Here is a 26,329-nt window from a genome sequence, read left to right as displayed (position 1 = left end):
CTATCGGCAACACCACAACGAATTTTTCTGGAGTTAAGTTTCCATGGCCAAGATCGCCCCGCAATTGCCAATCCAAGTCGACAGCGAAACCGGTGTCTGGACCTCCGACGCCCTGCCCATGCTGTACGTGCCGCGCCATTTCTTCGTCAACAACCACATGGGTATCGAAGAAGTGCTGGGCGCTGATGCCTACGCCGAGATCCTCTACAAGGCCGGCTACAAATCCGCCTGGCACTGGTGTGAGAAAGAAGCCGAGTGCCACGGCCTGGAAGGCGTCGCGGTGTTCGAACACTACATGAAGCGCCTGTCGCAACGTGGCTGGGGCCTGTTCAAGATCCAGGACATCGACCTGGATAAAGGCACCGCCAGCGTCAAGCTTGAGCACTCGGCGTTCGTCTACGTGTACGGAAAGGTCGGGCGCAAAGTCGACTACATGTTCACCGGCTGGTTTGCCGGTGCCATGGACCAGATTCTTGAGGCCCGTGGTAGCAAGATCCGCACTGTCGCCGAACAAGTCTACGGAGGCTCCGAAGAGGGCCACGACGATGGCCTGTTCACCGTCAAACCGTTGTAAGCCGAGGACCGTGCCATGGCTTTCGAAGCAATGTTTGCGCCGATCCAGATCGGCAAGCTGACCATCCGCAACCGCGTGCTCAGTACCGCCCACGCCGAGGTGTATGCCACCGACGGCGGCATGACCACCGACCGCTATGTGAAGTACTACGAAGAGAAAGCCAAGGGCGGTATCGGCCTGGCGATCTGCGGCGGCTCCTCGGTGGTGGCCATCGACAGCCCCCAGGAGTGGTGGAGCTCGGTGAACCTGTCCACCGACCGCATCATCCCGCACTTTCAGAACCTGGCCGACGCCATGCACAAGCATGGCGCCAAGATCATGATCCAGATTACCCACATGGGCCGTCGCTCACGCTGGGACGGCTTCAATTGGCCGACCCTGATGTCGCCGTCCGGCGTGCGTGAGCCGGTGCACCGTGCCACCTGCAAGACCATCGAGCCGGAAGAAATCTGGCGCGTGATCGGCAACTACGCCCAGGCGGCGCGTCGTGCCAAGGCCGGTGGCCTGGATGGCGTCGAGCTGTCTGCCGTGCACCAGCACATGATCGATCAGTTCTGGAGCCCGCGGGTCAACAAGCGTACCGACGAATGGGGCGGTAGCTTTGAAGGCCGCATGAAGTTCGGCCTGGAAGTGCTCAAGGCCGTGCGTGCCGAAGTGGGCGATGACTTCTGCGTGGGCATGCGCCTGTGCGGTGACGAGTTCCACCCGGACGGCTTGTCCCATGAGGACATGAAGCAGATCGCCAAGTATTACGACGACACCGGTATGCTCGACTTCATCGGCGTGGTGGGCTCGGGGTGCGACACCCACAACACCCTGGCCAACGTGATCCCGAACATGAGTTACCCGCCGGAGCCGTTCCTGCACCTGGCAGCCGGGATCAAGGAAGTGGTCAAGGTTCCGGTGCTGCACGCGCAGAACATCAAGGACCCGAACCAGGCCACGCGCATCCTTGAAGGCGGCTATGTGGACATGGTCGGCATGACCCGTGCGCACATCGCCGACCCGCACCTGATCGCCAAGATCAAGATGGGCCAGATCGACCAGATCAAGCAATGCGTGGGCGCCAACTACTGCATCGACCGCCAGTATCAGGGCCTGGACGTGCTGTGCATCCAGAACGCCGCGACCTCCCGTGAATACATGGGCGTGCCGCACATCATCGAGAAAACCACCGGGGCCAAGCGCAAAGTGGTCGTGGTGGGCGCAGGCCCCGCTGGTATGGAGGCAGCACGTGTCGCCGCCGAACGCGGCCACGACGTAACCCTGTTGGAGAAAAAAGAGTTCATCGGCGGGCAGATCACCACCGCTTCGAAAGCGCCGCAGCGCGACCAGATCGCCGGTATCACTCGCTGGTACCAGCTGGAGTTGGCGCGCTTGAAAGTCGACCTGCGCCTGGGCGTGGCGGCGGATGCCGAGACCATTCTGGACCTGCGTCCGGACGTGGTGGTGCTGGCGGTGGGCGGGCATCCGTTCATCGAACAGAACGAACATTGGGGCGCCGCCGAAGGCTTGGTGGTGAGCAGTTGGGATGTGCTTGACGGCAAAGTCGCGCCGGGCAAGAACGTGCTGGTGTACGACACCATTTGCGAGTTCACCGGCATGTCGGTGGCGGACTTCCTGGCGGACAAAGGCTGCCAGGTGGAAATCGTCACCGACGACATCAAGCCCGGTGTGGCAATTGGCGGTACGTCGTTCCCGACTTACTACCGCAGCATGTACCCCAAGGAAGTGATCATGACCGGCGACATGATGCTGGAAAAGGTCTATCGCGAGGGCGACAAGCTGGTGGCAGTGCTGGAAAACGAATACACCGGCGCCAAAGAAGAGCGGGTGGTCGACCAGGTGGTGGTGGAGAACGGCGTACGCCCGGACGAGGCCCTTTACTACGGGCTCAAGGAAGGTTCACGCAACAAGGGCCAGATCGACGTCGAAGCCTTGTTTGCGATCAAACCGCAGCCGTGCTTGAGCGAGGCGGGCGAAGGGTACTTGCTGTTCCGCATTGGTGACTGTGTGGCCCAGCGCAACACCCACGCCGCAATCTACGACGCCCTGCGCCTGTGCAAGGATTTCTAAGCCGACACCGAACCAAAAAGTGGACTCGGTTCAAATGTGGGAGGGGGCTTGCCCCCGATAGCGGTGGGTCAGCTACAACAGTATCAACTGACACTCCGCCATCGGGAGCAAGCCCCCTCCCACATTCAAGGCCAGTTTCACAGTAGACCTGTGTGGTCTGTGGGAGCTTCATCATGTTGAACACCTTGTTGCCAATTCTCTTGTTTGCCGCTTTGGGGCTCGCCGTCCTCGGCGCCTTGCGCCGCATGAGCATGTGGCGCCGTGGGCGTGCATCCAAAGTCGACTTGCTTGGCGGTCTTTTGGCCATGCCCAAGCGCTACATGGTCGACTTGCACCACGTGGTCGCCCGCGACAAATACATTGCCAATACCCACGTCGCCACGGCGCTGGGCTTTGTGCTGTCGGCGCTGCTGGCTGTTGCGGTGCACGGCTTCGGCCTGCAGAACCGCATTCTCGGCTATGCCTTGCTGCTGGCTTCGGCGTTGATGTTTGTGGGCGCGATCTTCATGTACCTGCGCCGCCGCAATCCGCCTGCGCGCCTGTCCAAGGGCCCATGGATGCGCCTGCCGAAAAGCCTGATGGCGTTCTCGGTGAGCTTTTTCCTGGTGACCTTGCCGGTGGCCGGGATTCTGCCCGCTGACTTTGGCGGCTGGCTGCTCGCTGCGCTGCTGAGCGTGGGCGTGCTGTGGGGCGTATCGGAAATGTTTTTCGGCATGACCTGGGGCGGGCCGATGAAGCACGCCTTCGCGGGTGCCCTGCACCTGGCCTGGCACCGCCGCGCCGAGCGCTTCGGCGGTGGCCGCTCCACTGGTTTGAAGCCGCTGGACCTCAGTGATAAAACCGCGCCGCTTGGCGTGGAAAAGCCCAAGGATTTCACCTGGAACCAGTTGCTCGGCTTCGACGCCTGCGTGCAATGCGGCAAGTGCGAAGCAGCGTGCCCGGCGTTCGCTGCCGGCCAGCCCCTGAACCCGAAAAAGCTTATCCAAGACATGGTCGTCGGCCTGGCCGGTGGCACCGATGCCAAGTTCGCCGGTAGCCCATACCCAGGCAAACCGGTGGGCGAACACGGCGGTAACCCGCATCAGCCGATCGTCAATGGCCTGGTGGATGCCGAGACGTTGTGGTCGTGCACCACATGCCGCGCCTGCGTGGAAGAGTGCCCGATGATGATCGAGCACGTTGACGCCATCGTCGACATGCGCCGCCACCTCACCCTGGAAAAAGGTGCCACGCCGAACAAGGGCGCCGAAGTCCTGGAAAACCTGATTGCCACCGACAACCCTGGCGGTTTCGCACCGGGCGGTCGCCTCAACTGGGCGGCGGACCTGAACCTGCCGTTGCTCAGTGACAAGGGCAGCTGCGAGGTGCTGTTCTGGGTCGGCGACGGTGCCTTCGACATGCGCAACCAACGCACCCTGCGGGCGTTTGTCAAAGTGCTCAAGGCGGCGGGGGTGGACTTTGCGGTACTCGGCCTGGAAGAACGCGACAGCGGTGACGTAGCGCGGCGTCTGGGCGATGAAGCAACTTTCCAATTGTTGGCCTCGCGCAATATCCAGACGTTGGGCAAATATAGCTTCAAGCGCATTGTTACCTGCGACCCGCACAGTTTCCATGTGCTGAAAAACGAGTACGGCGCCTTCAACGGCAATTACTTCGTACAGCATCACAGCACCTTCATGGCCGAGTTGATCGGCGACGGCGCGCTCAACCTGGGCCAGCACAAAGGCAGCAGCGTGACCTACCACGACCCTTGTTACCTGGGCCGCTACAACGGCGAATACGAGGCACCGCGCCAAGTGCTGCGGGCGTTGGGCATCGAGGTCAAGGAAATGCAACGCTCAGGCTTCCGTTCGCGCTGCTGTGGCGGTGGCGGCGGCGCGCCGATCACTGACATTCCCGGCAAGCAACGTATCCCCGACATGCGCATGGAAGACATCCGCGAAACCGGTGCCGAACTGGTGGCCGTGGGCTGCCCGCAATGTACGGCGATGCTTGAAGGTGTGGTCGAGCCGCGGCCATTGATCAAGGATATTGCCGAGCTTGTGGCCGACGCTTTGCTTGAAGACCCTGTGCCGGCAAAAGCGCCTAAACGTGAACCCGCGGAGGTGCATTGATGAGCGACATTATTCGCCGTGACCCTCGGGCCGAATGGATCGCCCGTAACCGTCTTCACCCCTTGCACGCGGCCATGCAGCCCGTGCAGCAGAGCTGGATGGGGCCCAACGGCATCATTCGTAAAAACGTGCACGGTGTCGGTTTTATCGGCCCCAACGGCATCAAGCGTATTGACCGCAGCGGTGCCCAGCAGGGCGGTGCGGCCAAGCGTACGGCGGCGGTGGAGGTACAGTTGCCACTGCATCAGGTGCCAACGCCCGCGTTCTACATCAGTGTGGTGCCGGACATGGTCGGTGGCCGCTTGAGCAGCCACGACCGTGACTTGCTTGGCCTGGCCAGGCAACTGGCTGGCAGCGACGGCGCGGTGCTGGCCGTGGTGTTTGGTGAACATAAGGAAAACGCCTTCGGCACTGCCGGTGTCGATCGCCTGCTGGTACTGGACGGCCACGCGTTCGACGGTTATTCACCGGAGCAACGCGTACAAGGCCTGCGCGCTGTGGATAACCAGTTCAATCCGCGCCACTGGCTACTGCCGGACAGCCGCAGCGGCGGCGGTGAATTGGGTCGGCGCTTTGCCGCCAGCCTCAAGGAACGCCCGGCGACACGCGTTTGGCAAATCAAGGGCGATGAGTGCATCGGCCGTGCGGGGGCGGGCCAGCAAGATTTGGCCCGGCCGCTGCCGCGCCTGATCCTGGCGGCCGTTGAGTGTGCCGACCCGGTCAGCGAGACCCGGCATGAGGTACTGCCCGTAGAGTTATCCACAAGCCTGGCGCGCAGTTTGTCGCGTATCGAGGACCTGGGGGCGGTGGCGGTGGATCCTGCGGCGATTCCCATGGCCGAAGCGGAATTCATTTTCTCCGGTGGCAATGGCGTGAAGGACTGGGCGCTGTTCCACCAGACCGCCGCAGCCCTGGGCGCCACCGAGGGCGCGTCGCGGGTGGCGGTGGACGATGGCTTCATGGCGCGTGATCGTCAGGTCGGCGCCAGCGGCACCTGGGTCACGGCGCGGGTGTACGTGGCCGTGGGTATTTCCGGGGCGATCCAGCACCTGCAAGGCATCGGGGCCTGCGACAAGGTGGTGGCGATCAACCTCGACCCGACCTGCGACATGATCAAGCGTGCCGACCTGTCGGTGATCGGCGAAAGCGCCGCGATTCTGCAAGCCTTGATCGATGCGGTGCAGGCCTACCGCAACGGCGCCAAGCGCGATGCAGCTTAGGGACATGACCATGACAACCACTGTAATCAGCTTGGTATCCATCGGCGCCCACCCCACTTCCGGGCGCCCGCGCCGTGCGGAGCAGGACGCCCGCGCTGTCGAGCTGGGCCTGCAAATGGCTGGGGATAAGTTGCAGGTGCTGCACGCCGGCGATATCAACGAGCCGACCTTGCGCAGCTACCTTGGGATGGGGCTGGCGCAACTGCATGTACTGGAACAACTGCCCGGCGCCGATGCCTTGCCGGTACTCAGTGAATACCTGCATGACGCCGGCGCCCAGGTGGTACTCACCGGCAGTCAGGCGGAAACCGGTGAAGGCTCGGGCATGTTGCCGTTTCTGCTGGCAGAACAATTGGGCTGGCCCCTGGTTGTAGGGTTGGCCCAGGTGGAATCCATCGACGCCGGCGTGGCCCATGTACTGCAAGCCTTGCCTCGCGGCCAGCGGCGGCGCCTGAAAGTGCGCCTGCCGTTTCTGGCCACCGTGGATAACGCTGCGCCCAAACCGCGCCAGAGTGCATACGGCCCGGCGCAACGTGGCGAACTGGCGGCCCATGAGGTGGAGATCGAACAGGACGAGTTATTCACAGGCGCCCTGCTGCAACCGGCCAAGCCAAGGCCCAAGCGTCTCAAGGTGATCAAGGCCAAGAGCGGCGCCGACCGTATGAAGGCTGCCACGGCCAAGGCCAGTGGCGGTGGTGGGCAGGTGCTCAAGGGTGTGAGTGCTGAAGAGGGCGCTCAGGCGATTCTCAAGCTGTTGATTGAAGAGGGTGTCGTACGCTGATCCGCTGTGGGAGGGGGCGTGCTCCCTCCCGCATGAGTTCTGCGGTTTACCCACAATCGCTGTTGATCCGCTTGTGGATAACCTGTTCGCGGTTGTCCACATCCCCTATGTATCAAGCCTTGCAGCCCTCTGTACGAAAAATAGCCAGCCTAAACTGCGGTTTTTCCAGGAGTTTTCCCGGTTGGCAGTACTGACTTGCCCCCAAAGTCTGTTGGCGCATCTGTGGATAAGATGTTCGCTATCTTCTGTAAGCCATGTAAACAAAGGCTTTCAGGAGGTTGATCGAAATTCGATCAGTTTCGGCTTTTTTCTGCATTGAAACCCCGGGAAGCCCGATTTATGCAGGGTTTGTGCGCTTTTCCACAGGTTGGATAAAGTTGCCCCCAAAGTCTGTTGGTGCATCTGTGGATAAGGTGTTCGCTTAGTGCTGTAGGCCATATGAATCAAGGTCTGCACAGATATGATCAATAAATGATCAGGTAAGGATGGATACCTTGGTTTCAAATAAGTCACGGATTTTCTTGATTTAATTTAAGCCGCACACCGACTTGCCCACAATTGCTGTGGGTGGCTTTGTGGATAAGTTGTTGGGCAAAGGCTGGAGGGCAGGGTGTTAGCGGTCTGCGCGAGAGTTGATCAAATAGTAGGCAGCGTCTGCTTGAAGTGTGGGAGGGGGGGCTTGCTCCCGATAGGGATGGCTCAGCTTGCACATGCATTGGCTGATACTCCGTTATCGGGAGCAAGCCCCCTCCCACATTTTTGATCCATAGGGCGTCAGTTACTCGTGTGCAGCCACACCTTTGAGGTACGGCGCAGGCGCGGCCCCCAAGTTGTTCAACATGCGCTCGCTGTACCAGTCCACAAAGTTCACCACGCCAAACTCATAAGTCTTGGAGTACGGGCCAGGCTGGTAGGCGGTGGAGTTGATACCGCGCTGGTTCTCCTCGGCCAGGCGACGGTCCTGGTCGTTGGTGGCGTCCCACACCTGGCGCATGCGCTCCACATCGTAGTCCACGCCTTCCACGGCATCTTTGTGCACGATCCACTTGGTGGTGACCATGGTTTCCTGGGCGCTGATCGGCCACACGGTGAACACGATGATGTGGTCGCCCATGCAGTGGTTCCACGAATGAGGCAGGTGCAGGATGCGCATCGAGCCCAGGTCCGGGTTCTTGATGCGGCCCATCAGTTTGGCGCAGCCCTGCTTGCCGTCCAGGGTCATCGACACTGTGCCCTTGAGCAGCGGCATACGCACGATGCGGTTACGCAGGCCGAAGCTGGCGTGGGCGTAAGGGATCTTCTCGGCATCCCAGGCGGCGGCGGAGGCGGCTACGTGGTCCTTGAACGCCTGGTCGGCGCGCGGGTCGGTGACGTCGTCCCATTCCAGCAGGGTTTTGAGCAGTTCCGGGTGCGACGCGTTGCAGTGGTAGCACTCGCGGTTGTTTTCCAGCACCAGCTTCCAGTTGGCTTTTTCGAACAAGGTGGTCTGGATCGCCACCTTGGTGTTTTCCATGTCGTAGGGTTCCATGTAATGGCTGAGCGTCGACAGGAAGTCATCGATGGCCGGCGGGGTCTCGGCCAGGCTGATGAAAATGTAGCCGCCGGCGGTCTTCACGTTTACCGGTTTCAAGCCGTACTGCTTCATGTCGAAGTCGGCGCCCATCTCGGTACCGGCGAACAACAGGCGACCGTCCAGTTCGTAGGTCCATTGGTGGTAGTGGCAAACCAGTTTGGCGACCTTGCCCTTTTCGCTGGTGCACAAGCGCGAACCACGGTGGCGGCAGACGTTGTGGAATGCATGCACCACGCCTTCGGCGCCACGGATCACGATGATCGGGTTCTTGCCCACTTGCAGGGTCAGGTAGTTGCCCTTGGTGGGGATTTCGCAGGTCATGCCGGCAATCAACCACTCTTTCTGGAAGATCTCCTGCATGTCGATATCAAACAGCCGCTCATCAGAGTAGAACGGCTGTGGCAGCGAAAAGGTGCGCTCGCGCTCGTGCAGCATTTGCGCGGTGGCCTTGCGTGCGGGTTCCAGCGGATCGCCCAAGCTTAAGGTTGCGGTGACGTCCATCGTGTGTGTCCTCATGGCCATTCTGTGTGGCCGGCGAATAGTGGCTGATCAGGTTTGCAGCAAGGCGTAAAGAACGCGTCTTTGTTGGGAGCGAGTGTGGGCCCGGCGTTGGGTCGAACCTTATCCATGGGCGACATGGCCCAATCTGATCCCGACGCGCAAGGCCCTGTCTTTGGGGGCTGGTCGCCGTAAGTATGTGAATGTCGCAGATAGGTAAATGGGTGGCCCCTGCGTTACGCAGAATCGCCACCATAAGGCCGACGTCGGCGGTGGAGAACAACATGTCTAGCAATTTCCTGAATCCGGTAACCACCCAGACCTGGGCCAATGGTCGGCACATCGTCCGTTGCGTCAAAGTCATCCAGGAAACCTGGGACGTGCGCACCTTCTGTTTTATGGCTGACCAGCCGATCCTGTTCTTCTTCAAGCCCGGGCAATTCGTCACCCTGGAGCTGGAAATCGAAGGCCAGCCGATCATGCGCTCCTACACGATCTCCAGTTCACCGTCGGTGCCTTACAGCTTTTCGGTAACCATCAAGCGTGTACCGGGCGGGCGTGTGTCCAACTGGCTGCATGACACGCTGCACGAGGGCCAGGAGCTGGCGGTGCACGGACCTGTCGGGCTGTTCAACGCGATCGACTTCCCCAGCCCGAAAGTGCTGTACCTGAGCGGCGGGGTGGGGATCACCCCAGTCATGTCCATGGCGCGCTGGTTCTACGACACCAACGCTAATGTGGACATGACGTTTGTTCATAGCGCGCGTTCACCCAAGGACATCATCTACCACCGCGAGCTGGAGCACATGGCGTCGCGGATCGACAACTTCAGCTTGCACCTGATTTGCGAAAAGCATGGCCTGGGTGAACCCTGGGCCGGCTACCGCGGTTATCTGAATCACAAGATGCTGGAACTGATGGTGCCGGACTTCCTGGAGCGCGAAGTATTCTGTTGCGGCCCGACGCCTTACATGAGCGCAGTGAAACGCCTGCTGGAAACCGCCGGTTTCGATATGGCGCGTTATCACGAAGAATCCTTTGGTGCGACGCCGCCGGAAGCGCGGGCTGACGCCGTGGAGCAGGCCGAGCAAGCGGCGGATGCGCCGGAAATCGACCTCGCGGATCTGCACCAGGTGGAGTTCATCGCATCGGGCAAAAGCATTCGGGTGGCCCCCGGCGAGACTGTCCACGCAGCAGCTGCCAAGCTTGGCCTGTTGATCCCCAAAGCCTGCGGCATGGGTATCTGCGGCACGTGCAAGGTGATGAAGCTGGGCGGGGAGGTGGAGATGGAACACAACGGCGGGATCACCGAGGAAGACGAAGCCGAAGGTTACATCCTGTCGTGCTGCAGCGTGCCGAAGGGCGATGTGCGCATCGAGTTCTAATACCTCGCACATTCCCACGCAGGAGCGTGGGAATGTGCGGTCGGCTGTGCGCCGAGGGTCATGAGTCTTCGGCGCGGGCTTCCAGGAGTAACGGTTACTGCGCGTAGATATGCACGACGAAATGCTGGCCTGATGCTGTCAATTCATAGGCTTTATCGTAGATCCTCAACGTCCTCGAAGGTTCGCGGATGGTGTCCCCGACTTTGGCGTACTTCCTGAACTCATCCCAGTCAATCACCGTGGTGCTGATAGTGCCATCGCTTTGCAGGGTGTTGCCGTTGCTTTGATATTCCATGATTAAGCTCTCCATTGGATTTACGCTTCCAGCCGATTATTCGGCGGGTAGCGAACCCGGAAAGTGGCGGTTATGACTGCGTTTTCCTTCCGGGTACCAAGAGGCTAGTCAACGAATATCCAGCGCGCAGCTGTCAGAAATATCAAAAAACAGACTCGGCAATCGGCCAGTATTCGCTGGCCGAATTCCCACGTTAAGCCCTCATGACTTCCCTGATATCGGCGGCTAATTCTCGTACACGCTCTTCTTCTGTGTCCCACGCACACATGAATCGCGCCCCACCTTTACCGATAAAGGTGTAGAAGCGCCAACCCTTGGCTGTAAGCCCCGCAATGGCTGGCTCCGAGAGTTGCAGAAATACGCCGTTGGCTTGCACAGGGAACATCAATTCCACGCCGGGGATGTCCGCAACCAGGCTGCTGAGCAATTGCGCGCAGTGGTTGGCGTGGCGTGCGTGCTTGAGCCAGGCATCGTTTTCCAGCAAGCCTACCCACGGGGCGGACAGGAAGCGCATCTTTGATGCCAACTGGCCAGCCTGTTTGCAGCGGTAGTCGAAGTCTTCGGCCAGCTTGTGATTGAAGAACAGGATGGCTTCACCCACCGCCATGCCGTTCTTGGTGCCGCCAAAGCACAGCACGTCCACCCCGGCTTTCCAGGTCAGGTCGGCCGGTGAGCAACCCAGGAACGCGCAGGCGTTGGAGAAGCGGGCACCGTCCATGTGCAGGTTCAGGCCCAGCTCTTTGCAGGTGGCGCTGATGGCGCGGATTTCTTCCGGGGTGTACACGCTGCCGACTTCGGTGGCCTGGGTCAGGGTGACCACGCGCGGTTTGGGGTAGTGGATGTCCTGGCGCTTGAGGGCGATCTCGCGGATCGATTCCGGGGTCAGCTTGCCGTTCTCGGTGCGTGCAGTGAGCAGCTTGGAGCCATTGGAGAAAAACTCCGGTGCGCCGCATTCGTCGGTTTCAACGTGGGCGGTTTCCGAGCAAATCACGCTATGGTAGCTCTGGCACAGCGAGGACAGTGCCAGGGAGTTGGCGGCGGTGCCGTTGAAGGCGAAGAACACTTCGCAGTCGGTTTCGAACAAATTGCGGAAACCGTCGGCGGCGCGATGGGTCCACTCGTCATCACCGTAGGCGCGTTGATGGCCGTGGTTGGCTTGTTCCATGGCGGCCCAGGCTTCCGGGCAGATGCCGGAATAGTTGTCGCTGGCGAATTGTTGGCTCTTGTCGGTCATGGCCCATTCCTGTGGTCGATGTTGGTGCGCACTTTAACCAAGATTGTCAGGGGCGCGCACGCTCTGTAAATGCAAAGTCGTTGGGGAATTATGCACGGTACTCACACCTTGCCTGTCGGACGTGTCCGAGATGGCGCTTTGGACTTACTCAAGTGGCTGGCGCTGCTGAGCATGGTGCTCGATCACCTGCGCTATGTGGGGTTGAGCCTGGATGGGCTGTATGTGCCTGGGCGCCTGGCGTTCCCGTGGTTTTGCCTGGCGATTGCGGCCAATTTGCACAGGGCCCGGACCGCTCCGGTGACCGGCCATCGGCGCTACCTGGGGTGGTTGCTGCTGTTCAGCGTGATCAGCGAAGTGCCTTATCGGATGTTCATCGAAGATGCCGATACCTTGAACGTGTTGCCGACTCTGGCGCTGGGCCTGCTGGTTGCCCGAGGTTGGCAGCAGAAGGCGTTGGTTGATCGAGGATTGGCGCTGATCGCTGTCACAATAGCAGCTGTGTTTTCAACCCAGTTGATGTTCGGTTTCTTTGGTGTATTGCTGCCACTGGCGATGCTGTTGGTGTTTCGCCGGCCCTGGTATTTCAGCGTGCTGCCGGGTTTGGTCTGCGTCGCCGCGAATCAATGGCAGATTCTGCTGAATAGCGGCACGCCTGTGGCGCAGTTGGGGTTGGCTGCATGTCTGATTGCGCCGCTGGCAGGATTGGTCTTATTGCGACATGGCAAAAACGCCAAGCCACCCGCCATGCGGCGCTGGGCCTATGCCCTGTATCCCATGCATTTTCTTCTGTTGCTACTCGTTCGCAAGCTCATCGCCTGACCCCTGTGGGAGCTGGCTTTGCACATTCTTCAGTCCATGTCGTAAACGCACCTTTGCGTGGCGTGCGCAGGCATTTGACCTGTACGCGCCAGCCCTACCATCGCATCAAAGGGCCCTGCGAGGGCTTCAACAATACGAAAGGCTGGGAGAGACGCGATGTTCAGCAAACAAGACCAGATCCAGGGATATGACGACGCACTGCTGGCGGCTATGAATGCCGAGGAGCAGCGTCAGGAAGATCATATCGAGCTGATCGCGTCGGAGAACTACACCAGCAAGCGCGTCATGCAAGCCCAAGGCAGCGGCCTGACCAACAAGTACGCCGAAGGCTACCCGGGCAAGCGCTACTACGGTGGCTGCGAGCATGTGGACAAGGTCGAGGCCCTGGCCATCGAGCGCGCCAAGCAGCTGTTCGGCGCCGATTACGCCAACGTGCAGCCGCACTCCGGTTCGTCCGCCAACAGCGCGGTGTACCTGGCGCTGATCAATGCCGGCGACACCATTCTGGGCATGAGCCTGGCCCACGGCGGTCACCTGACTCACGGTGCCAAAGTGTCGTCCTCGGGCAAGCTGTACAACGCAGTGCAATACGGCATCAACACCGACACCGGCCTGATCGACTACGACGAAGTCGAGCGCCTGGCGGTCGAGCACCAGCCGAAGATGGTGGTGGCCGGTTTCTCTGCCTACTCCAAAACCCTGGATTTCCCACGCTTCCGTCAGATTGCCGACAAAGTGGGCGCGCTGCTGTTCGTCGACATGGCCCACGTCGCCGGCCTGGTGGCTGCCGGCCTGTACCCGAACCCGCTGCCCTACGCCGACGTGGTCACTACCACTACCCACAAGACCCTGCGCGGTCCACGGGGCGGCCTGATTCTGGCCAAGGCCAACGAAGCGATTGAAAAGAAACTCAATGCTGCGGTGTTCCCCGGTGCCCAGGGCGGCCCGCTGATGCATGTGATCGCCGGCAAGGCGGTGTGCTTCAAGGAAGCGCTGGAGCCCGGCTTCAAAGCGTATCAGCAACAAGTGATCGACAACGCCCAGGCGATGGCCGAGGTGTTCATCAAGCGTGGCTACGATGTGGTCTCCGGCGGCACCGATAACCACTTGTTCCTGGTCAGCCTGATCCGTCAGGGCCTCACTGGCAAAGACGCGGACGCCGCCCTCGGTCGCGCCCACATCACCGTCAACAAGAACGCCGTGCCGAATGACCCGCAGTCGCCGTTCGTGACCTCGGGCCTGCGCATCGGCACTCCGGCGGTGACCACCCGTGGTTTCAAGGTGCCGCAGTGCATCGAGTTGGCTGGCTGGATCTGCGACATCCTCGACAACCTCGGCGACGCCGATGTCGAGGCCAACGTGGCCAAACACGTGTCTGCCCTGTGCGCTGATTTTCCGGTTTATCGCTGAGCGCGGTTTTGGAGTAATGACTATGCAACGCTACTCAGGCTTCGGCCTCTTCAAGCACTCCCTCAGCCATCACGAAAACTGGCAGAAAATGTGGCGCACGCCCACGCCGAAAAAAGTCTACGACGTGGTCATCGTCGGTGGCGGCGGGCATGGTCTGGCGACCGCCTACTACTTGGCCAAGGAGCACGGCATCACCAACGTGGCTGTGGTCGAGAAAGGCTGGCTGGGCGGCGGTAACACTGCGCGCAATACCACCATCGTGCGTTCCAACTACCTGTGGGACGAGTCCGCGCATTTGTACGAACATGCGATGAAACTCTGGGAAGGTTTGTCTCAGGACCTCAACTACAACGTGATGTTCTCCCAGCGCGGCGTGTACAACCTGTGCCACACCCTGCAAGACATCCGCGACTCCGAACGCCGTGTGAGCGCCAACCGCCTCAACGGCGTGGACGGCGAACTGCTCAATGCCCAGCAAGTAGCTGACGAGATTCCATACCTGGACTGCTCGAAAAACACCCGCTACCCCGTGCTGGGCGCCACCGTGCAACGTCGCGGCGGCGTAGCCCGTCACGATGCCGTAGCCTGGGGCTTTGCCCGTGCTGCCGATGCCTTGGGCGTGGACTTGATCCAGCAAACCGAAGTGATCGGGTTCCGCAAGGAAAACGGCGTGTGCATCGGTGTGGAAACCAACAAGGGCTTTATCGGCGCCAAGCGCGTCGGCGTCGTCACTGCCGGTAACTCCGGGCACATGGCCTCGCTGGCCGGTTTCCGCCTGCCGATCGAATCTCACCCGTTGCAAGCGTTGGTGTCGGAGCCGATCAAGCCGATTATCGACAGCGTGATCATGTCTAACGCCGTGCACGGCTACATCAGCCAGTCCGACAAGGGCGACCTGGTGATCGGTGCCGGTATCGACGGCTACAACGGCTACGGCCAGCGTGGTTCGTACCCGGTCATTGAGCACACCATTCAGGCCATCGTCGAGATGTTCCCGGTACTGTCGCGGGTGCGCATGAACCGCCAGTGGGGCGGCATCGTCGACACCACGCCGGATGCCTGCCCGATCATCTCCAAGACCCCGGTACCGAACATGTTCTTCAACTGCGGTTGGGGCACCGGTGGCTTCAAGGCCACTCCGGGCTCAGGCAACGTCTTTGCTGCCAGCCTGGCCAAAGGTGAAATGCACCCATTGGCCGCGCCTTTCTCCATCGACCGTTTCCACAACGGTGCGCTGATCGACGAACACGGCGCTGCGGCCGTCGCCCACTAACAGGAGAAATTCCCTATGTTGCATATCTTCTGTCCTCACTGTGGCGAACTGCGCTCCGAAGAGGAATTCCACGCGTCCGGCCAAGCGCATATCCCGCGCCCACTGGATCCGAATGCCTGCACCGATGAAGAGTGGGGCGACTACATGTTCTTCCGCGACAACCCTCGCGGCCTGCACCACGAACTGTGGATCCATGCCGCCGGTTGCCGCCAGTACTTCAATGCCACCCGCGACACCGTCACCTACGAAATTCTTGAAACCTACAAGATTGGCGAAAAACCCCAGTTCACCGCCAAGGCTTCTGGAGAGAAGGTATGAGCCAGATCAATCGCCTGTCCAACGGTGGCCGCATCGACCGCAATAAAGTCCTGACTTTCAGTTTCAACGGCCAGACTTACAAAGGCTTTGAAGGCGATACCCTGGCCGCCGCGTTGCTGGCCAACGGCGTCGACATCATCGGTCGCAGTTTCAAGTATTCGCGCCCACGGGGCATCTTCGCCGCCGGCGCCGAAGAGCCGAACGCAGTGCTGCAGATCGGTGCTACCGAAGCCACGCAAATTCCTAACGTGCGCGCCACCCAACAGGCGCTGTACCAGGGCCTGGTTGCCACCAGCACCAACGGCTGGCCGAACGTTAACAACGACGTGATGGGCATTCTCGGCAAGGTCGGCGGCAAGCTGATGCCGCCGGGTTTCTACTACAAAACGTTCATGTACCCGCAGTCGTTCTGGATGACCTACGAGAAGTACATCCGCAAGGCCGCAGGCTTAGGCCGCTCGCCGACCGAGAACGACCCGGACACCTACGACAACTTCAACCGTCATTGCGACGTGCTGGTCGTGGGCGCAGGCCCTGCCGGCCTCGCGGCTGCATTGGCCGCTGCGCGCAGCGGTGCGCGGGTGATCATCGCCGACGAGCAGGAAGAGTTCGGTGGCTCGCTGCTCGATTCCCGTGAAAGCCTCGACGGCAAGCCGGCCACTGAGTGGGTTGCCAGCGTCATTGCCGAATTGAAAGCCCTGCCGGACGTGGTACTGCTGCCCCGCGCCACCGTCAACGGCTACCACGACCATAACTTCCTGACCATTCACGAGCGCCTCACCGATCACCTCGGTGACCGTGCGCCGATTGGCGTGGTGCGTCAGCGTATCCACCGTGTGCGTGCCAAGCGCGTGGTGCTGGCCACCGGTGCGTGCGAGCGTCCGCTGGTGTACGGCAACAACGATGTGCCGGGCAATATGCTGGCCGGAGCGGTCTCTACCTATGTGCGCCGCTACGGTGTGGCGCCGGGCAAAAAACTGCTGCTGTCGACCAACAACGACCATGCCTATCGCGTCGCGCTGGACTGGTTTGATGCAGGCCTTTCGGTGGTGGCGGTGGCTGATGCCCGTCACAACCCACGTGGCGCGCTGGTGGAAGAAGCCCGCGCCAAAGGCATTCGCATCCTCACCGGCAGCGCCGTGATCGAAGCGCGTGGCAGCAAGCATGTGACCGCTGCCCGCGTGGCCGCGATCGATGTGAAAGCGCACAAAGTCACCAGCCCCGGCGAGTGGCTGGACTGCGACCTGGTCGCCAGTTCCGGTGGTTACAGCCCGGTGGTCCACTTGGCCTCGCACCTGGGCGGCAAGCCGACCTGGCGTGAAGATATCCTCGGTTTTGTGCCGGGCGAAGCGCCGCAGAAACGCGTGTGCGTCGGCGGTATCAACGGTGTCTACGGCCTTGGCGATTCCCTCGCCGATGGTTTTGAAGGCGGCGTGCGTGCGGCCAGTGAAGCTGGTTTTGCGCCGGTGGAAGGTGTGCTGCCTAAAGCCTTGAGCCGTCTGGAAGAGCCGACGCTGGCGCTGTTCCAGGTGCCCCACGAAAAAGCCACTGCACGGGCGCCGAAGCAATTTGTCGACCTGCAAAATGACGTCACCGCAGCCGCCATCGAACTGGCCACCCGCGAAGGTTTCGAATCGGTCGAGCACGTCAAACGCTACACCGCGCTGGGCTTCGGTACTGACCAGGGCAAGCTGGGTAACGTCAACGGCCTGGCCATCGCCGCCCGTTCGCTGAACGTGACCATCCCGCAGATGGGCACCACCATGTTCCGTCCCAACTACACGCCAGTGACGTTCGGCGCGGTGGCGGGCCGTCACTGTGGGCACATTTTCGAACCGGTGCGCTACACCGCGCTGCAAGCCTGGCACGTGAAGAACGGCGCCGAGTTTGAGGATGTCGGCCAGTGGAAACGCCCATGGTATTTCCCGCGTAACGGTGAAGATCTGCACGCCGCAGTGAAGCGCGAATGCCTGGCGGTGCGTGACAGCGTCGGCCTGCTGGATGCCTCCACCCTCGGCAAGATCGATATCCAGGGCCCGGATGCGCGTGAGTTCCTCAACCGCATCTACAGCAACGCCTGGACCAAGCTCGATGTGGGCAAGGCGCGCTACGGTCTGATGTGCAAGGAAGACGGCATGGTCTTCGACGACGGCGTCACTGCCTGTCTGGCCGACAACCACTTCCTGATGACCACCACCACCGGCGGCGCCGCCCGCGTTCTCCAGTGGCTGGAAATCTACCAACAGACCGAATGGCCTGACCTCAAGGTGTACTTCACCTCGGTCACGGACCATTGGGCGACCATGACCCTGTCCGGCCCCAACAGCCGCAAGCTGCTGGCGGAAGTCACCGACATCGACCTGGACAAGGATGGCTTCCCGTTCATGACCTGGAAGGAAGGTTTGGTCGGCGGTGTACCGGCGCGGGTGTTCCGTATCTCGTTTACCGGTGAGCTGTCGTACGAAGTCAACGTGCAGGCCGACTACGCCATGGGCGTGCTGGAGAAGATCGTCGAGGCCGGCAAAAAGTACAACCTGACCCCGTACGGCACCGAGACCATGCACGTCCTGCGCGCCGAGAAGGGCTTCATCATCGTCGGGCAAGACACCGACGGCTCGATGACCCCGGACGACCTGAACATGGGCTGGTGTGTAGGCCGTACCAAACCGTTCTCGTGGATCGGCTGGCGCGGCATGAATCGCGAAGACTGTGTGCGTGAAGAGCGTAAGCAACTGGTGGGCTTGAAGCCGATTGATCCAAACGTATGGCTGCCGGAAGGCGCGCAGTTGGTGTTCGATCCAAAGCAGACGATTCCGATGAAGATGGTCGGTCACGTCACTTCAAGCTATGCGCACAACTCCCTGGGTTATTCGTTTGCCATGGGCGTGGTGAAGGGCGGCTTGAAGCGCATCGGTGAGCGGGTGTTCTCACCGCAGGCCGATGGCAGCGTGATCGAGGCGGAGATTGTGTCCTCGGTGTTCTTTGACCCGAAAGGTGATCGCCAGAACATTTGATAGACCGCGTCGCGGCCATCGGGAGCAAGCCCCCTCCCACATTTTGATTTGTGAATATCTTCCAATGTGGGAGGGGGCTTGCTCCCGATGAGGCCATCAGCCTCACAACAGAATTCAGGAAAGGTGCTTTATGACAGCAGCCAATGTTTACCAACAACGCCCCACCACCAGTGCCAAGGCCGAATCGTCGCTGCACCATGCAGACCTCGCCAGCCTGGTCGGCAAGGGCCGCAAGAACGCCGGCGTGACCGTGCGTGAAAAGAAACTCCTCGGCCACCTGACTATCCGTGGCGATGGCCATGATGCCGCCTTCGCCGCTGGCGTACTCCAGGCCGTCGGCATTGAACTGCCCGGCCCGCTAAGCGTGACCGTCAACGGCGAGACCAGCCTGCAATGGCTCGGCCCGGACGAGTGGCTGCTGATCGTGCCGAGCGGCGATGAATTTGCCGCTGAACAAAACCTGCGTGCCGCCTTGGGGGATTTGCACATCCAGATCGTCAACGTCAGCGGCGGCCAGCAGATTCTCGAACTCAGCGGCCCTAACGTGCGCGATGTGCTGATGAAGTCCACCAGCTACGACGTACACCCCAATAATTTCCCGGTGGGCAAGGCGGTGGGCACGGTGTTCGCCAAGTCGCAATTGGTGATCCGCCATACCGCTGAAGACACCTGGGAACTGCTGATCCGTCGCAGCTTCTCCGATTACTGGTGGTTGTGGCTGCAGGATGCCTCGGCCGAATTCGGTCTGAGCGTTCAAGCCTGAGGAATCGCCCATGAGCCGCGCACCCGATACATGGATTTTGACTGCCGACTGCCCCAGCGTGCTCGGCACGGTGGACGCGGTCACCCGCTACCTGTTCGAGCAGGGCTGCTATGTCACTGAGCACCACTCGTTTGATGATCGTCTCTCGGGCCGGTTTTTCATTCGTGTGGAGTTTCGTCAGCCTGACGGTTTTGACGAGCAGGCGTTCCGCGATGGCCTGGCGACCCGTGGTGAAGCCTTCGGCATGATCTTCGAGCTGACGGCGCCGAACTATCGGCCGAAAGTGGTGATCATGGTCTCCAAGGCCGATCACTGCCTCAACGACCTGCTGTACCGCCAGCGTATCGGCCAACTGTCGATGGACGTGGTCGCGGTGGTGTCCAACCACCCCGATCTCAAGCCGTTGGCCGACTGGCACCAGATTCCCTACTACCATTTCCCGCTCGACCCCAACGACAAACCGTCCCAGGAGCGGCAGGTGTGGCAAGTGGTGGAAGACACCGGCGCCGAACTGGTGATCCTTGCGCGCTACATGCAGGTGCTGTCGCCGGAGCTGTGCCGCAAGCTGGATGGCAAGGCCATCAACATTCATCACTCGTTGCTGCCGGGGTTCAAGGGCGCCAAGCCGTATCACCAGGCGTACAACAAGGGCGTGAAACTGGTGGGAGCCACGGCGCATTACATCAACAACGATTTGGATGAGGGGCCGATCATCGCCCAGGGTGTGGAGGTGGTTGATCACAGCCACTATCCCGAGGATTTGATCGCCAAGGGGCGCGATATCGAAGGGCTCACATTGGCGCGTGCGGTGGGGTATCACATTGAGCGGCGGGTGTTCTTGAATGCCAATCGCACCGTCGTTCTTTAGATCGCTATCGCAGGCAAGCCAGCTCCCACATTCCAGGATGTGTGAACCCGATCCACTGTGGGAGCTGGCTTGCCTGCGATGAGGCCCTTACAAGCAACACAAGAAACAGCATCTGTACCCGAGCACTAACGCGCTGCCACCCAAGCGGCAACGCAGTTCCATAAAAACAACAGCGAGGTGAAAGCATGTCTGGTAATCGTGGTGTCGTGTATCTCGGCAACGGCAAGGTCGAAGTACAGAAAATCGACTATCCCAAAATGCAGGACCCGCGCGGCAGGAAGATTGAGCACGGCGTCATCCTGCGCGTGGTCTCCACCAACATCTGCGGCTCCGACCAACACATGGTGCGTGGCCGCACTACTGCCCAGACCGGCCTGGTGCTGGGGCATGAAATCACCGGCGAAGTGATCGAGAAAGGCAGCGACGTTGAGAACCTGAAAATCGGCGACCTGGTTTCCGTGCCGTTCAACGTCGCATGCGGCCGCTGCCGCTCGTGCAAGGAGCAACACACCGGCGTGTGCCTGACCGTCAACCCGGCGCGTGCCGGTGGTGCCTACGGCTACGTCGACATGGGCGACTGGACCGGCGGCCAGGCCGAGTACGTGCTGGTGCCGTACGCCGACTTCAACCTGCTCAAACTGCCGGACCGCGACAAGGCCATGGAGAAAATCCGTGACCTGACCTGCCTCTCCGACATCTTGCCCACCGGCTACCACGGCGCCGTCACTGCCGGCGTTGGCCCGGGCAGCACCGTTTACATTGCTGGTGCCGGCCCGGTCGGTCTGGCCGCTGCTGCCTCGGCTCGGCTGTTGGGTGCAGCCGTTGTAATCATTGGCGACGTCAATTCCATCCGCCTGGCCCACGCCAAGGCCCAGGGTTTTGAAATCGTCGACCTGTCCACCGATACGCCGCTGCACGAACAGATTGCTGCGTTGCTGGGCGAACCGGAAGTGGATTGCGCCGTCGACTGTGTAGGCTTTGAAGCACGCGGCCATGGCCACGACGGCGTCAAGGCCGAAGCCCCGGCCACCGTGCTCAACTCACTGATGGGCGTGGTGCGTGTGGCAGGCAAGATCGGTATCCCTGGCCTCTACGTCACCGAAGATCCGGGTGCTGTCGATGCCGCCGCGAAAATGGGCAGCCTGAGCATTCGCTTCGGTCTGGGTTGGGCCAAATCCCACAGCTTCCACACCGGGCAGACGCCGGTGATGAAGTACAACCGCCAGTTGATGCAGGCGATCATGTGGGATCGGATCAATATCGCCGAAATCGTCGGTGTGCAGGTGATCAGCCTGGACGATGCGCCACGCGGGTATGGCGAGTTCGACGCGGGTGTACCGAAGAAGTTTGTGATTGATCCGCATAAGTTGTTCAGTGCGGCGTAAGTGGAAAATGAACGGCGACCTTCAGGTCGTCGTTCTTGTTTGATATTCCAGGCATTCGGTGCAATTACACTATTGCTGCACCACGCTGATCAATTGAAGGTGCAGCCTGACGGTTCCTTGGCCTGGCAATCAACAGTCCAATTGCCTTCAACTGGGAGCAGTGCTTTACCTGTCTTTAGCACCATGACGGTGTTGGCTTCGCCATCCCTGCTGTTTTCTCCGGTTCCCTCGTATCGGCAGATGACAGCTGAGTCTTTGCTCTTCTTAGTGACCGGGTCGAAGCTTGCTTTTTGAAGGCGTACCGATGTGAAGACGTAGCTTGATAGATCGTTTTTTTCAGTCCATTTATCTCCGCCCACCCACTCGTTTCCGTCTGGCCCTGCGGCGGTGTAGCTGAAACCACCTCCGACCATCGGCGTTTGCTCAATTTTGGAAACTTCCGGGCAGGTAGTGGCGTACGCGGTGTTCGCAAGGAGAAAAAGTGTCATCAGACAAAGGGTGTTGTAGGTGTTCATTTTTCATACTCCTTTATGTCGTTTCGGAAAGAGTATGAGAAAGAGAAGGAGGAGGATACTGTGAAAGATGACAGTTTTTAGAAGTCGTTCTGATTAACCAATCCGAGGTTATTTCGAAGGATGATAAAAGTCGCCCTATTTGTTTTTGGAATTTACGCCTGCAAACGTCGGCTGATCACATCCAGCAAATCACACCATCATGCAACGGAAAGTTTTCCCATCGAGCTTCGCAAACAGCGCGCGGTGTTTGACCAGGAATTCATTTCTCGCAGTTGTGGTGCCCTTGCTCAAGTACTGCTATGCAAATCATCGATTTCCTTGAGGGCTGTTTCGATTTGCGTCAAGTGCCTGCTCCAGGCGCTGCTTGCACCACCAATGCCAAGCGAAGCAAGGGACATGATGGCCTTCAACTGATCATAACGTACGGTGGTGTGAGAGGACGACGGATCTGAATCCACCTCCTTCTATATACTTCCGCTCTCTACAAGGAGACCGGTGATGCAGAGGCCTATAATGGCGAGGAAGGTGACGAGTGTGGGTATGACCATCCAGTACTTGAGATTCCTTGGTATTTTCTCAACGTCCTCAACAAGTACCATGCCCCTCCATTGAATGACTTTTGGGATGAGAATAACGGTTGCCATGGCAAATACGCGTTGAGGTCTTCCTTCAAAGTGAAAATGACGAAAAGTGTGCCGGCATCCGACTATATAGGTACTGTATTGCATATAGCGCTCAGCGGCATCGAGCTTTTTGTACATGGCAGAAAAGAGGATAGGGAAACTTAATAGCAGGAGGGAGAATGAGCCCACCGCAAAATATTCCAAGTACATTCAACCCTCCACAGCTTGATAGAGCGCGTCACCTACCCATTCCCCACCCTTGCTTCCGAGCTTGCCAACGGCGAGTCCGCCCGCAGCACCGCCGATGATGGCGCATGCCAAAGCTCCGGCACCCGCCGTGGGTAGGCCGAAAGCAATCATGCAGGCAGCGGTACTGACATAGACGCCTGCAAGACCGCCCGCAGATGCGCCACCCACGGCACCCACTAACTTCCCTCCTTCGACATATTTCGCTTGCGTACATTGTTGCTCACGCCCTGTGGAGCATGCCTCCACTATCTCCAGCGCTGTCGCGCCTACATCCAGCGCGATTCCAATGTAAGTGCCTTTCTTCAACATCTGCGCAGTCTTGGCTACGCGCTTGACGTTTGCTTCGTATCCCCGGATTTCCCCATGTTGCCAGTAACTCTTACTGGAAATTCCTAACATCTTTTTGATCGAACCTTCGTTTTTCAGTCCCGTACCAAAACGCGCCATTCCTGACAGTTGCCCATCCAGTTTCGCAAACAGCGCCCGGCGTTTGATGAGGAACTCATCTCTCGCAGCCGTGGTGCCCTTGCTCAAGTACTGCTTATGCAAATCATCGATTTCCTTGAGGGTTGTCTCGATTTGCGTCAAGTGCCTGGTCCAAGCGCTGCTGGCACTACCAATGCCAAGCGAAGTATGGGACATGATGGCCTGCAACTGATCATAGTTTTTGATCAGGAATTGATCGGCAGCAGATTGCGCCATCAGGTCATGTTTGACGCTCTGCGCTGAACGCATCAGCCAGGCCTCTTCAGTGGTGCAAGATGCTGTGCGTGGGTCAGGGATGATCACCAACTGCCCAGGCAACACCACGGTGTTGCGGATATGCTGGTTAAGGGTGTCGAATTTGGTTTGCGTATGAGGATTGAGAGAAAGGCTTTGCTTGAGTGTCGGATAAGGCTGCTGTTGATCGTTGATAAATGCATAGGGTCCCTGCATCGCGTACACCTCCTAAGTAGCTGAGTCGCTCGACTATAAGAAGGCGCTACAAGCGAGGTAAGACGCGTGCAGGGGCGTTTTTAACGTTTCAGAAATGGACTACTTAAGTCCAGGCTCATGCCTACGACTGTAACCGCCTGCTGATCACATCCAGCAAATCGCATCCATCGCGTAATGGAATGGCGCACAGCAGGGCGAAGTCCTGGAGGACGATGTTGTCGGTTTGCAGGCCCTCGCGAAACGCCAGGTTTTCCATGACTTGGGTGACCGCGCGGATGCGGTAGACGGCGGCGTCGTGGAGCACGTCGAGCGGGACTTGGGTGTCGATGAGTAGGGAGGGAGTGGTGGCGTCGTGGCCGGTGAGCGGCATGTATCGGTTCATGTTTTAAAACCCATTCAAGTAGAGGTGGGCTACACACTTGTTCGTCGCCAAACGAACTGGGTGGCAGCTGTACGCAGGTTGGCGAACCGGGAATGGAACCGGCAGATCCGAAGGTCTCCCGCGCACAGCCACCATGAAGGCAGCTATTGCGGACGCAAAAGAACCTGCAAAAAAGCAGAAGCTTTTGCACCATTCACCGGGTCGCCAAACCCGTGTCGCCATGTGGACGACGGCCGAACTATAAGCGCCATCCCTTGCCATGAGCAAGCCACCCAGGCACTGAATATCAAAATGTGGGAGGGGGCTTGCTCCCACAAGGGTTTTATGGTTTTTAGGAATCAGCGAGTGGCCAGTGCGCCCTGGTATACAGTCGGGCCTGTCGGTTGTTTGCTGATGGAGCCACCCTTGGTCTCCGAACTCACCATCAACTCCACCGGCTTGCTGATGGTTTCCTGCTGGCGCGGGTTCAGGCCGATGATGCCCTCGCCGTCTTCCGGCAACAGGCCCAGCGACACCGGTGTGCCATCTTTAGGGATTGCCCACAGCTCCAGGCTTTGGTCTGGCGCCGGCGCCGTGGAGGCAATCGGCTGCACTTCAAGATAATCCTTGTGGGCCATGATTTGCGCGGCCGGCTGCTGGGTAGTGTTCACCAGCGTTGCCGCGGATTTGACGCTGTCCTGGGTGTAGAGGGCGCCGCCGATACCGGCAACCACCACCACACAGGCGCCGATGAACAGGCGTGGGCGGCTCCAGAATGGAGGCTTTTGCTCAATCACTTGGGGTTGGATCGCAGTCATAAGTCTCTTCTCGACAAATTTTGTAGTCTGTCCATGGACCCGATTATCCCGATTGGGTTCCGGGCAGGGCTTGGAACAACCGACGGGATACCTAGTCCAACGCTTGCTTTTGCATCCATCTCCTGAGGTTGTATTGATGAAGATTTCACGCGGTTTTGCCCTTTCCTGCCTGCTGTCCATGGCCGCCGGCCCGGTGTTCGCCGCAGGTTTCAGCCTTGGCGATGCAGCCAACGCGATTTCCGGTATGCAGGGTGGCAACAACAAAGCCGCTGCCGCCGCACCCTCGTCCGAGACGGCCGGCCTGCTGAGCGCCCTGACCTCGCAACTGAACATCACCCCCGAGCAAGCGGTGGGCGGCACGGGCGCCATGCTGGGCCTGGCCAAGAACAAACTGAGCGGCAACGACTATTCGCAACTGGGCAACAGCGTGCCGGGCCTCGATCAATTGTCGGGTAACAACGCATTGGGCAGTCTCGGCGCTTTAAGCGGGATGCTCGGCCAGAGCGGCGGCAGCAAGACCAGCGGCCTTGATGGTTTGCTGGGTAACGTGAAGAACACCAACGACCTGAATACCGCGTTCAGTGCCTTGGGCATGGACAGTGGGATGGTAAGCCAGTTTGCCCCGGTGATCCTCAAATACCTGGGCGGGCAAGGCGCCAGCGACTCGGTGCTGGGCAAGCTTGCCCAGGCTTGGGGGGCCAGCAGTTAAGCGGCCTTCTCCAAGAATCGCGTTTCCTATAGTTATTTCTGAATCATCTTTCATGATGCGTTGGATGTGGACGAAATAAATTGTAGTGAACCAGTAGGAACGGCAGGAAAGTTGGGTGCCACGTAGTAGTAACTTTCGCAGCATCACGTGGTGCTGTTCGAAGGTCAATCGACGAACTAACTACATGGTGCCTGATGAGTTCTATTAACCAGCTGCAAACCACACTCCAGAATATATACAACCAGGTTGGCGCCAATGTGCCGGCCAGCAAGGCTGGGCTGATCGACCACAATGTGTTGCATAACCTGGGGTTGAGCGCGAATTTGCTGCAGAACTTGCGCAACGATCTGAGTGCCGTCGCTAACGGATCGAATCCTGAGCGGGCACTCAATAACTTGATGTCTGGGCTGCAACAAATCTCGGGTTCTACCAATGCTCGGGCCAAAGAGTGGCCGGCAGACAAACTGTTGCCTGAAGGCGGCGTGCACCTTGTGAAGGGTGCGGACGGTCAACCAGAA

The 26,329-nt window shown here is 59.6% G+C and carries 25 protein-coding genes; 17 read left to right on the top strand and 8 right to left on the bottom strand.

Features of this window, described 5'->3' with window-relative positions; genetic code table 11:
• Nucleotides 1–43: 43 nt before the first annotated feature.
• The 5 genes from E4P00_RS02695 (at nt 44) to E4P00_RS02675 (ending at nt 6,765) form a co-directional block, all read left to right on the top strand.
• Complete coding sequence (locus E4P00_RS02695; protein ID WP_078822519.1) at nt 44–574, top strand: DUF5943 domain-containing protein; 531 nt, start codon at nt 44–46, stop codon at nt 572–574.
• 15 nt (nt 575–589) lie between these two features.
• Complete coding sequence (gene dgcA, locus E4P00_RS02690) at nt 590–2,650, top strand: dimethylglycine demethylation protein DgcA (RefSeq protein ID WP_032879068.1); 2,061 nt, start codon at nt 590–592, stop codon at nt 2,648–2,650.
• 173 nt (nt 2,651–2,823) lie between these two features.
• Complete coding sequence (gene dgcB / locus E4P00_RS02685; RefSeq protein WP_078822514.1) at nt 2,824–4,764, top strand: dimethylglycine demethylation protein DgcB; 1,941 nt, start codon at nt 2,824–2,826, stop codon at nt 4,762–4,764.
• On the top strand, nt 4,764–5,984 hold the full coding sequence (locus E4P00_RS02680; protein ID WP_248130613.1) for an electron transfer flavoprotein subunit alpha/FixB family protein: 1,221 nt from the start codon (nt 4,764–4,766) through the stop codon (nt 5,982–5,984). Before dgcB ends, E4P00_RS02680 begins: the two co-directional genes overlap by 1 nt.
• Before the next feature lie 10 nt (nt 5,985–5,994).
• A complete protein-coding gene (locus E4P00_RS02675) occupies nt 5,995–6,765 on the top strand; it encodes an electron transfer flavoprotein subunit beta (RefSeq protein ID WP_248130612.1) in 771 nt (256 codons plus the stop codon).
• Nucleotides 6,766–7,543: 778 nt separating this feature from the next.
• Here the strand turns inward: E4P00_RS02675 and gbcA are convergent.
• Nucleotides 7,544–8,839, bottom strand: a complete 1,296-nt coding sequence (gbcA, locus tag E4P00_RS02670; RefSeq protein WP_032879076.1) for a glycine-betaine demethylase subunit GbcA — start codon at nt 8,837–8,839, stop codon at nt 7,544–7,546.
• Between the two features lie 281 nt (nt 8,840–9,120).
• Here gbcA and gbcB point away from each other — a divergent pair, with 281 nt between their 5' ends.
• On the top strand, nt 9,121–10,221 hold the full coding sequence (gbcB, locus tag E4P00_RS02665) for a glycine-betaine demethylase subunit GbcB (RefSeq protein ID WP_032879077.1): 1,101 nt from the start codon (nt 9,121–9,123) through the stop codon (nt 10,219–10,221).
• 94 nt (nt 10,222–10,315) lie between these two features.
• Here gbcB and E4P00_RS02660 read toward each other — a convergent pair whose 3' ends face one another.
• Together E4P00_RS02660 and E4P00_RS02655 are read right to left on the bottom strand one after the other, a co-directional pair.
• Nucleotides 10,316–10,516, bottom strand: coding sequence for a hypothetical protein (locus tag E4P00_RS02660; protein ID WP_078822512.1), 201 nt, complete (start codon nt 10,514–10,516; stop codon nt 10,316–10,318).
• Between the two features lie 193 nt (nt 10,517–10,709).
• Nucleotides 10,710–11,750, bottom strand: coding sequence for a low specificity L-threonine aldolase (locus E4P00_RS02655; protein ID WP_032879081.1), 1,041 nt, complete (start codon nt 11,748–11,750; stop codon nt 10,710–10,712).
• Between the two features lie 90 nt (nt 11,751–11,840).
• Between E4P00_RS02655 and E4P00_RS02650 the strand changes: the two genes are divergently transcribed.
• From E4P00_RS02650 to fdhA, 8 genes are all read left to right on the top strand, one after another.
• Nucleotides 11,841–12,569, top strand: coding sequence for a TraX family protein (locus E4P00_RS02650; protein WP_248130611.1), 729 nt, complete (start codon nt 11,841–11,843; stop codon nt 12,567–12,569).
• Between the two features lie 156 nt (nt 12,570–12,725).
• A complete protein-coding gene (gene glyA, locus E4P00_RS02645) occupies nt 12,726–13,979 on the top strand; it encodes a serine hydroxymethyltransferase (RefSeq protein WP_032879086.1) in 1,254 nt (417 codons plus the stop codon).
• Between the two features lie 22 nt (nt 13,980–14,001).
• Nucleotides 14,002–15,252, top strand: coding sequence for a sarcosine oxidase subunit beta (locus tag E4P00_RS02640; RefSeq protein WP_003176546.1), 1,251 nt, complete (start codon nt 14,002–14,004; stop codon nt 15,250–15,252).
• Nucleotides 15,253–15,267: 15 nt separating this feature from the next.
• Nucleotides 15,268–15,570: a sarcosine oxidase subunit delta gene (locus tag E4P00_RS02635; protein ID WP_027605979.1), complete on the top strand. Its 303-nt coding sequence runs from the start codon at nt 15,268–15,270 to the stop codon at nt 15,568–15,570.
• Complete coding sequence (locus tag E4P00_RS02630; RefSeq protein ID WP_032879087.1) at nt 15,567–18,584, top strand: sarcosine oxidase subunit alpha; 3,018 nt, start codon at nt 15,567–15,569, stop codon at nt 18,582–18,584. Before E4P00_RS02635 ends, E4P00_RS02630 begins: the two co-directional genes overlap by 4 nt.
• A gap of 130 nt (nt 18,585–18,714) precedes the next feature.
• Nucleotides 18,715–19,347 carry a sarcosine oxidase subunit gamma family protein gene (gene soxG, locus E4P00_RS02625; RefSeq protein WP_032879088.1) on the top strand — a complete coding sequence of 211 codons (633 nt, stop codon included), beginning with the start codon at nt 18,715–18,717 and terminating at the stop codon, nt 19,345–19,347.
• A gap of 10 nt (nt 19,348–19,357) precedes the next feature.
• Complete coding sequence (purU, locus tag E4P00_RS02620) at nt 19,358–20,215, top strand: formyltetrahydrofolate deformylase (protein ID WP_005792124.1); 858 nt, start codon at nt 19,358–19,360, stop codon at nt 20,213–20,215.
• Between the two features lie 185 nt (nt 20,216–20,400).
• A complete protein-coding gene (fdhA, locus tag E4P00_RS02615) occupies nt 20,401–21,600 on the top strand; it encodes a formaldehyde dehydrogenase, glutathione-independent (RefSeq protein ID WP_005792122.1) in 1,200 nt (399 codons plus the stop codon).
• Nucleotides 21,601–21,689: 89 nt separating this feature from the next.
• Here fdhA and E4P00_RS02610 read toward each other — a convergent pair whose 3' ends face one another.
• Entirely contained in the window at nt 21,690–22,115 is a 426-nt protein-coding gene (locus E4P00_RS02610; RefSeq protein ID WP_078822509.1) for a DUF3757 domain-containing protein, read from the bottom strand.
• A gap of 120 nt (nt 22,116–22,235) precedes the next feature.
• Here E4P00_RS02610 and E4P00_RS02605 point away from each other — a divergent pair, with 120 nt between their 5' ends.
• On the top strand, nt 22,236–22,529 hold the full coding sequence (locus tag E4P00_RS02605; RefSeq protein WP_179119853.1) for a hypothetical protein: 294 nt from the start codon (nt 22,236–22,238) through the stop codon (nt 22,527–22,529).
• Nucleotides 22,530–22,579: 50 nt separating this feature from the next.
• On the opposite strand, the gene E4P00_RS02600 is transcribed toward E4P00_RS02605, so the two are convergent.
• The 4 genes from E4P00_RS02600 to E4P00_RS02585 form a co-directional block, all read right to left on the bottom strand.
• Nucleotides 22,580–22,948, bottom strand: coding sequence for a hypothetical protein (locus E4P00_RS02600; RefSeq protein ID WP_078822508.1), 369 nt, complete (start codon nt 22,946–22,948; stop codon nt 22,580–22,582).
• On the bottom strand, nt 22,949–23,923 hold the full coding sequence (locus tag E4P00_RS02595) for a hypothetical protein (RefSeq protein ID WP_078822507.1): 975 nt from the start codon (nt 23,921–23,923) through the stop codon (nt 22,949–22,951).
• 121 nt (nt 23,924–24,044) lie between these two features.
• Nucleotides 24,045–24,305: a hypothetical protein gene (locus tag E4P00_RS02590; protein ID WP_248130610.1), complete on the bottom strand. Its 261-nt coding sequence runs from the start codon at nt 24,303–24,305 to the stop codon at nt 24,045–24,047.
• Between the two features lie 338 nt (nt 24,306–24,643).
• Nucleotides 24,644–25,102 carry an anti-sigma factor gene (locus tag E4P00_RS02585; protein ID WP_005792120.1) on the bottom strand — a complete coding sequence of 153 codons (459 nt, stop codon included), beginning with the start codon at nt 25,100–25,102 and terminating at the stop codon, nt 24,644–24,646.
• A gap of 136 nt (nt 25,103–25,238) precedes the next feature.
• Between E4P00_RS02585 and E4P00_RS02580 the strand changes: the two genes are divergently transcribed.
• On the top strand, nt 25,239–25,811 hold the full coding sequence (locus tag E4P00_RS02580) for a DUF2780 domain-containing protein (protein ID WP_032879089.1): 573 nt from the start codon (nt 25,239–25,241) through the stop codon (nt 25,809–25,811).
• Nucleotides 25,812–26,005: 194 nt separating this feature from the next.
• On the top strand, nt 26,006–26,329 hold a 324-nt coding region (locus tag E4P00_RS02575), incomplete at its 3' end, for a hypothetical protein (protein ID WP_248130609.1).

The organism is Pseudomonas sp. B329 (assembly GCF_023127835.1).
Taxonomy (GTDB): domain Bacteria; phylum Pseudomonadota; class Gammaproteobacteria; order Pseudomonadales; family Pseudomonadaceae; genus Aquipseudomonas; species Aquipseudomonas synxantha_A.
This window is presented reverse-complemented; position numbering and strand designations above follow the sequence as displayed.

Excerpts from the sequence above, each read along its gene's own strand:
- E4P00_RS02695 (WP_078822519.1), top strand. The coding sequence starts at position 44 with ATGGCCAAGATCGCCCCGCAATTGCCAATCCAAGTCGACAGCGAAACC.
- dgcA (WP_032879068.1), top strand. The coding sequence starts at position 590 with ATGGCTTTCGAAGCAATGTTTGCGCCGATCCAGATCGGCAAGCTGACC.
- dgcB (WP_078822514.1), top strand. The coding sequence starts at position 2,824 with ATGTTGAACACCTTGTTGCCAATTCTCTTGTTTGCCGCTTTGGGGCTC.
- E4P00_RS02680 (WP_248130613.1), top strand. The coding sequence starts at position 4,764 with ATGAGCGACATTATTCGCCGTGACCCTCGGGCCGAATGGATCGCCCGT.
- E4P00_RS02675 (WP_248130612.1), top strand. The coding sequence starts at position 5,995 with ATGACAACCACTGTAATCAGCTTGGTATCCATCGGCGCCCACCCCACT.
- gbcA (WP_032879076.1), bottom strand. The coding sequence starts at position 8,839 with ATGGACGTCACCGCAACCTTAAGCTTGGGCGATCCGCTGGAACCCGCA.
- gbcB (WP_032879077.1), top strand. The coding sequence starts at position 9,121 with ATGTCTAGCAATTTCCTGAATCCGGTAACCACCCAGACCTGGGCCAAT.
- E4P00_RS02660 (WP_078822512.1), bottom strand. The coding sequence starts at position 10,516 with ATGGAATATCAAAGCAACGGCAACACCCTGCAAAGCGATGGCACTATC.
- E4P00_RS02655 (WP_032879081.1), bottom strand. The coding sequence starts at position 11,750 with ATGACCGACAAGAGCCAACAATTCGCCAGCGACAACTATTCCGGCATC.
- E4P00_RS02650 (WP_248130611.1), top strand. The coding sequence starts at position 11,841 with ATGCACGGTACTCACACCTTGCCTGTCGGACGTGTCCGAGATGGCGCT.
- glyA (WP_032879086.1), top strand. The coding sequence starts at position 12,726 with ATGTTCAGCAAACAAGACCAGATCCAGGGATATGACGACGCACTGCTG.
- E4P00_RS02640 (WP_003176546.1), top strand. The coding sequence starts at position 14,002 with ATGCAACGCTACTCAGGCTTCGGCCTCTTCAAGCACTCCCTCAGCCAT.
- E4P00_RS02635 (WP_027605979.1), top strand. The coding sequence starts at position 15,268 with ATGTTGCATATCTTCTGTCCTCACTGTGGCGAACTGCGCTCCGAAGAG.
- E4P00_RS02630 (WP_032879087.1), top strand. The coding sequence starts at position 15,567 with ATGAGCCAGATCAATCGCCTGTCCAACGGTGGCCGCATCGACCGCAAT.
- soxG (WP_032879088.1), top strand. The coding sequence starts at position 18,715 with ATGACAGCAGCCAATGTTTACCAACAACGCCCCACCACCAGTGCCAAG.
- purU (WP_005792124.1), top strand. The coding sequence starts at position 19,358 with ATGAGCCGCGCACCCGATACATGGATTTTGACTGCCGACTGCCCCAGC.
- fdhA (WP_005792122.1), top strand. The coding sequence starts at position 20,401 with ATGTCTGGTAATCGTGGTGTCGTGTATCTCGGCAACGGCAAGGTCGAA.
- E4P00_RS02610 (WP_078822509.1), bottom strand. The coding sequence starts at position 22,115 with ATGAACACCTACAACACCCTTTGTCTGATGACACTTTTTCTCCTTGCG.
- E4P00_RS02605 (WP_179119853.1), top strand. The coding sequence starts at position 22,236 with ATGATAAAAGTCGCCCTATTTGTTTTTGGAATTTACGCCTGCAAACGT.
- E4P00_RS02600 (WP_078822508.1), bottom strand. The coding sequence starts at position 22,948 with ATGTACTTGGAATATTTTGCGGTGGGCTCATTCTCCCTCCTGCTATTA.
- E4P00_RS02595 (WP_078822507.1), bottom strand. The coding sequence starts at position 23,923 with ATGCAGGGACCCTATGCATTTATCAACGATCAACAGCAGCCTTATCCG.
- E4P00_RS02590 (WP_248130610.1), bottom strand. The coding sequence starts at position 24,305 with ATGAACCGATACATGCCGCTCACCGGCCACGACGCCACCACTCCCTCC.
- E4P00_RS02585 (WP_005792120.1), bottom strand. The coding sequence starts at position 25,102 with ATGACTGCGATCCAACCCCAAGTGATTGAGCAAAAGCCTCCATTCTGG.
- E4P00_RS02580 (WP_032879089.1), top strand. The coding sequence starts at position 25,239 with ATGAAGATTTCACGCGGTTTTGCCCTTTCCTGCCTGCTGTCCATGGCC.